This is a genomic window from Peptostreptococcus russellii, from assembly GCF_900110295.1.
Classification (GTDB): domain Bacteria; phylum Bacillota; class Clostridia; order Peptostreptococcales; family Peptostreptococcaceae; genus Peptostreptococcus; species Peptostreptococcus russellii_A.
Genome location: NZ_FODF01000041.1, coordinates 1 through 5540, shown reverse-complemented (window position 1 = coordinate 5540; position 5540 = coordinate 1). Strand labels below are relative to the sequence as shown.

The following is a 5540-nucleotide window of genomic DNA, read 5'->3' as shown; positions in this document are numbered from 1 at the left end:
TTCTTTTCTCTCCACCTTGAGTTTCATATCTATCTACCCTAATTGCTCCTTGAACTGCCACTAATTTCCCTTTATCTATATAATTAGATGTGTACTCAGCGGGTTTTCCAATTATTTCTACTGGTATAAAGTCTACTGGGTAATTCCCATCCTTATCCTTGTAATCTCTACTAACGGCTAAAGTGAAAGTCGCTACTGGAGTGCCAGAACCTGATATGTATCTTAAATCTGGTTCTTTTGTAAGTCTTCCTATTAAAACAACACTATTTATACTCATATTTACTCCTCCGTTCTTATAAGATAACTAGTCCCCTTATTAATATAGAACTTAGCTAATGTATTTATATTATTTGCGTTTATGAATTCTTTTGTTTCTCCACTGTGTACAAAATCTAATAGTATGTCACAAACAAATGTATCATCTAAATCGTATAAAATTACGTAACCATCATCGAAATTAAATTCTCTCATTTTCTTACAAATATCCTCAAACCTTGCTTTAGCCTCAGAAGATGAAGATATTGCCTGAGAACCGGGAAGAAAATTCTCTATCATAGTTTCTATTAAATACATTTTCTATTCCTCCACTCCAAATAAATATTTCTTAATTCTTTCTTCTCCAACTTCTTTTATTGCTTTCTGTACAGTTCCTTGGCTTTCGTAGCAAATAGTAGCGTAATCACACACATTGTGAAGATACCCGAATGAGACTTCGCTCTTATCGTAGTTGTACGTAATGCCATACTGTTCAAAGCCTTTTTTAAACCTGCAAGAATATCTATTTAATTCTCTTATAACTTTTCGTTTCTCAACTTCAAATTCAGCTTCTTCCATTGTTTTAAATGCATTTCCAGCTCTGAATATATCTAAATCTCTTTTTTCGCCTAGATATTCCCAGCAATTTATCTCTCCATAAAGATTTATTATATAAAATCCCTCTCCTATTTCAGGTTTCCATTCCTTAGGTTCTTCTTTGTATGCTCCTATACTTTCCTTAAGGCTCTTAAGTTCTTTTCCCATTTTGTTTAAATATTCTTCTAATTCCTCTAAGCTATTAAAATCTTTCATTTTTCTATTCTCCTTTTGTTGTAATAAATATATGTAGATGTACCATGTCTTTATTACTTATGCTATATAAACACCACATAAAGGCTCTATCTACATTTAAAATACTTCCTAGTAAAATGCGTGTAGTTTCTATTCTCCCTTTTTCAATTAACTCTTTTAAAATATCTATTTTTATTTTCATTTAATTTTCCCCATAATATTGGTTATTATTTTTCATCTTCTTCATATATAAACTGCACGTCTTCACCGTGTTTACCCATAGCATAGGCTAGTTTCATTAAGCTTGTAATCTCATTCACGAAACTTAGCCCCATGCTTAAAGTTGCGTCCTCTGGTGTGTCTGACATATCGTTTACAACTATATCACTTATTGTATCACCACTATTTACGTCAACTACTTTTAACGTCCACTTCATAAATTCACCATAATCCTCATCATAGTTTGCAAATTTTTCTACTATTTTTTTCATTTTCTATTCTCCTTTTCTAGTTATAAAATTCTATATTTTTAATAGTTATATCAAATGTTCCATCTTGATTTTGTCTTAACGAATATTTCATAGGATCCTCAAAATCTTCTAATAGTCCTTTAATATCAAAACCTGTATTAGTTTTAATTGTTCTTCTCTTAAGTTTTCTCTCCACCCAGTTTTTATCTATTTCAAAATCTTTATTTACACTAGCATCTTCCAGAACCTCTTTGTATATCTGCTTTCTATAATCATCTTCGACTATTTCTTCTGCAAATTTTTCTGTGTTTATTGAGTTATCTTCTGTAAGTGTGTAGTTTAAAAGGCTTTCTATTTCTTCTATTTTCTTTAAATCATCTGGGTAGGCATTTTGGCTCCAGGCTTTTGTCTTTTCTGCAAACTTTTTAGTGCAATAAGAGTTATCTATTATTTTCTTAACATCTAAAAACTCTGTTACAAAGCCAGAATCCGTATCATTTTTTTCGGCTGCTTTATCTAGAACTCTTAGATGCCATTCATCATTTACCCCACTTACTCCTATTATTGCAGCATGTACAATCTTCTGTGATTCTTGTATTGCATTTTCATTGGCAACCATTTTAACCAACACTTTTTCAGTGTCTTTATTGTATGCTATTTCATGTGTATACAGCTTTTTATAATCAAGTTTAATAATAGCTACATATTTTTGGTCTTTATGTGTAAATAGCACTACTGCTAAATCGCAAGAATCTAGTTCTGTATTTATCCCTATGTTTTTATAAAGCTTACTTGCTATCCCTTGTGTACTTAAAGCAAAGGAGTTTTTATCGTAAATTATATGGTCGGCACATACCCTTACTTCATTTTCATTGTAATTATTAAAAGTAGCCTTTCTTAGATCCGTATCTCTTAAAATTCTTCTAATAATTTTTTGGTAAAATGTATCTAATTCAGGTGAAATAACATCTTCAACATCATTTAAAACTGGAACCTCTGCATTTTTGTCTAGCACATGCACTATTGCTTTATTTATTATCATTTTGTCAACACCTCTTTCATTTGCCAATCTCGCTGTTTCTTTTTCTTCTTACAGCTTTTTCTATAACTTTTTTCTTATATTCAAAAAAATCTGTATCTTTTATCTTTTTATCATCATTTTCTCTTTTTTTAAGAAAGTATGCCATATACTCTGCACATCCACTGTGACAATCAATAGTTCTATCTTTACAAGTAAAGCAGGGCACTTTTTTATCTCGTATTCTCATACTTTATCACCTCTATTTTACATACTCATAATTACATACTTTGTATCCTATTTTTTTATTTTCTAGATTCTCTGTAAGTTTATTTTTAACACATACTCTCAACATCCATAGTTTTTCATGTTCCATTGTTATAGTACTTATTATTTCACCTCTATTTATTGTTAGTCTAATATTAGAACCCAAGTCATTAGCTCTATCTATAGCATTTAACAATTCATTTTTATTCATCTATTTCCTCCCTTAGTAAGTTTTCAATTTTCTCACGTGCTATTAATATTTTCCATTCTTGCCTGCTATATGCAGCCTCTTCTAATTCATCAAGTAAATCCGTTAATTTATAATATATTTTCTTTTTCATAAACTTATACCCTCTATTGATTAATATAATGTTTCTGTAGCTTCCTCTTAGTCTCTGTAATACATTTTTTATGTTTATATATATTTTTTATTATCATTGTATTTTTTATCTTATAAAGGCTTTTAGAGGCCTTTATATTTCCACAAATTTTATATCTCTATTTTTATTTAGAAAAATTTTCTTTTTTAGCTTATATACATCTGTTTTCATTCCCTTTACATCTTCAACTACTAGCGATTGTTCTTGATTATCAAAATACTTGAAGTCTGCTACATACTTTATTGCTCTAATAGTTTTACCTGTTCTGTCCTTAAATTTTTCTTGCAATATAAACTGTGGTTGTAATTCTAAGTTGCTTATTACTCCGGATCTTTCCAACAATTTTAGTTCTTTATATCTTTTTGCTTCTTTCTTGCTGTCAAATTCTATTTCGTCTACCACTGTTTTTTTAGCATTATATTTACTTCTTCTACGGTTTAACCTATACATCTAAATAATCTCCTTTTATTTACAATATTATTAGTTTCTATTTCTATCCCTTAATAATGCGTTCAAAGCTTCCTCCGAATATTGCTCTGTTTTACTTTGCTCAAAATTATGAAAGCTGTTCTTTTTAAAAGTTGTTTCACTTGTCTTTTTAAATGGTTTTTTACTTCTACTCCAATCCTCTTCTACAACCTTAGCAAAATACCCGAAGCACTCTTTTATATTTTTCCCCTCATATTCCATAAAGTCTATTTTTTCCTGTAAGTACTCTTTGTCTGCTTTTAATCCTTCATTTAACCTTTTTTCTAATTTAACTGATATCATATGTATATCATCTATGCTTATATATGGTTTTAGAATTTCCTTAACTTCTTTCCTTAATTGCAAATTACTTGTGTATAACTCTGTGGATAGATTTGTGGATATATTAGAGCTTTGTGGAGGCGGTGGCGATTCTCTCTCTAACTCTCTATCCTCTATATATATATCTTTCTCTTTATTTATCTCTTTCTCTATACTCTTACTCTCTGTTGCCTTTTTGTTGCACCCTGTTGCTTTGGTGTTGCATTGCAACGCTTTAGTTAGATTTTTGTTGTTTCTTGTTATTTGGGCTTTCTCTCTAGATTTTCTAGATCTCCTTGTACTGGCTGTTTCAGATCCAATCATAGCTGGTAATTCAGTTAAAAAATATTCATCATCACTTATTATCTCCAACATACCTTTTGCTATGAGATAGTTTATTGTAACCTGTACGTTATCTTCGTCTTCATCAAGTTCCAATGCTAATTCTTCTATAAAGCTATCTTCTACATTGTCAAAATACAATTTCCCTTCGTCTTGTAGACTTAGAAGCAGAAGTTTTAAATATATTATTGTATATGTATCTCCTCCTGCTATTTTTCTAAGTCTTTTTATCCTTTTATCTGTGAAGAACGCTTCTTGAAGCTTTAGCCAATAATATCTTTTATTGACCATTTTTTTTATCCTTTCTTTATGTTGTTATTTACTATTACTTTTCAACTCCTCCTGCCTTCTCTATCCTGTCTATAAGTTCATTGTATTCCTCTTTTGTAAGTTCTTTCGGATTTGTTTTGTTATAACTTTTTAGGGAGTTTTTAACATGGTCTATTGTAAAGCCACAGTTTATAGCTACTGCATACAATCTTTTTATCTGCTTTTCTGTTAATCCTTTATTTTGTTGGGATTTCGTTTCATTTGCATTTTTGTACTGTTCTCCATTTTTTTGTTGGGATTTCGTTTCATTGGTATTTTTGTACTGTTCTCCATTATTAAGGAAATCGTCATCTTTAGTATCATCAATAAGGAATAGTCCATTAAGAGCGTACTTTCTAGCATATGTACTTGTAGCACCTGTTACCTGTGCAACATCCATCCCCTTTTTTTCTTCTGCCTCCCTTGCATATGCTGTTGTTTTTAGGTTACTTCCGTCTTCTATATCTATTACGGTGCATTCTGCTTTAACGTAATATCTGTTTGCTATTATTTCTATAGTATCTGTTATCAGAAGCGTCAAACCCACTTCTTCCAATATAGGCTTAACTGCTTCTAATATATCTTCACAACTCCTGTAATTGTATTTTCCAAAATTATTGTATTGGCTTTTAGGTGCTTTTAATAATGTTTGTACTTTTATTAATTTTTCATAAATTGCCATTTTGTCCCCCTACCTTATATTAAGACTGTAATTTTCTACTATCTCTACACCGTCTATATGTTCCCCACTCTGTAACGCCTTTTTAAGTTCTGTTTTATTGGCTTCTACAGTCGTTTTTACGCGTTTGTATTCATCTGGCAGTGTATTTATATCTGCACTTATTTCAACTGCTTTAGAAGTTCTTATTGCTAGTTTTCCAATGCTTGTTTCTATCTTCTTTTTATCCAACTCAATTA

Annotated in this window: 13 protein-coding genes; all 13 read right to left on the bottom strand. The window is 30.5% G+C overall.

Translation table 11 applies throughout. From position 1 onward, the window contains the following. Window positions 1-271 (bottom strand): single-stranded DNA-binding protein (locus tag BMY82_RS09065; protein WP_091976231.1); only part of this gene is annotated, 271 nt, incomplete at its 3' end. 8 nt (window positions 272-279) lie between these two features. Next, complete coding sequence (locus BMY82_RS09060; protein ID WP_091976229.1) at window positions 280-573, bottom strand: hypothetical protein; 294 nt, start codon at window positions 571-573, stop codon at window positions 280-282. Window positions 574-576: 3 nt separating this feature from the next. Beyond that, complete coding sequence (locus tag BMY82_RS09055) at window positions 577-1068, bottom strand: hypothetical protein (RefSeq protein ID WP_091976228.1); 492 nt, start codon at window positions 1066-1068, stop codon at window positions 577-579. A 4-nt stretch (window positions 1069-1072) separates the two neighbouring features. Beyond that, entirely contained in the window at window positions 1073-1249 is a 177-nt protein-coding gene (locus BMY82_RS09510; protein WP_180366773.1) for a hypothetical protein, read from the bottom strand. Between the two features lie 25 nt (window positions 1250-1274). Beyond that, window positions 1275-1538 carry a hypothetical protein gene (locus BMY82_RS09050; RefSeq protein ID WP_091976227.1) on the bottom strand — a complete coding sequence of 88 codons (264 nt, stop codon included), beginning with the start codon at window positions 1536-1538 and terminating at the stop codon, window positions 1275-1277. Window positions 1539-1554: 16 nt separating this feature from the next. Beyond that, a complete protein-coding gene (locus BMY82_RS09045; protein WP_091976230.1) occupies window positions 1555-2559 on the bottom strand; it encodes a nucleoid-associated protein in 1005 nt (334 codons plus the stop codon). A gap of 16 nt (window positions 2560-2575) precedes the next feature. Then, entirely contained in the window at window positions 2576-2785 is a 210-nt protein-coding gene (locus BMY82_RS09040) for a hypothetical protein (RefSeq protein WP_091976226.1), read from the bottom strand. A gap of 12 nt (window positions 2786-2797) precedes the next feature. Then, window positions 2798-3013 carry a hypothetical protein gene (locus BMY82_RS09035; protein WP_091976225.1) on the bottom strand — a complete coding sequence of 72 codons (216 nt, stop codon included), beginning with the start codon at window positions 3011-3013 and terminating at the stop codon, window positions 2798-2800. Then, entirely contained in the window at window positions 3006-3143 is a 138-nt protein-coding gene (locus BMY82_RS09505; protein ID WP_180366772.1) for a hypothetical protein, read from the bottom strand. Before BMY82_RS09505 ends, BMY82_RS09035 begins: the two co-directional genes overlap by 8 nt. 132 nt (window positions 3144-3275) lie before the next feature. Further along, window positions 3276-3632, bottom strand: a complete 357-nt coding sequence (locus BMY82_RS09030; RefSeq protein WP_091976224.1) for a DUF1064 domain-containing protein — start codon at window positions 3630-3632, stop codon at window positions 3276-3278. A gap of 30 nt (window positions 3633-3662) precedes the next feature. After that, the gene (locus BMY82_RS09745) at window positions 3663-4604 is read right to left on the bottom strand and encodes a phage replisome organizer N-terminal domain-containing protein (RefSeq protein ID WP_091976223.1); all 942 of its coding nucleotides are present in this window, start codon (window positions 4602-4604) and stop codon (window positions 3663-3665) included. Window positions 4605-4638: 34 nt separating this feature from the next. Then, a complete protein-coding gene (locus BMY82_RS09020; RefSeq protein ID WP_091976222.1) occupies window positions 4639-5304 on the bottom strand; it encodes an ERF family protein in 666 nt (221 codons plus the stop codon). 9 nt (window positions 5305-5313) lie between these two features. Next, window positions 5314-5540 (bottom strand): siphovirus Gp157 family protein (locus tag BMY82_RS09015; RefSeq protein WP_180366771.1); only part of this gene is annotated, 227 nt, incomplete at its 5' end.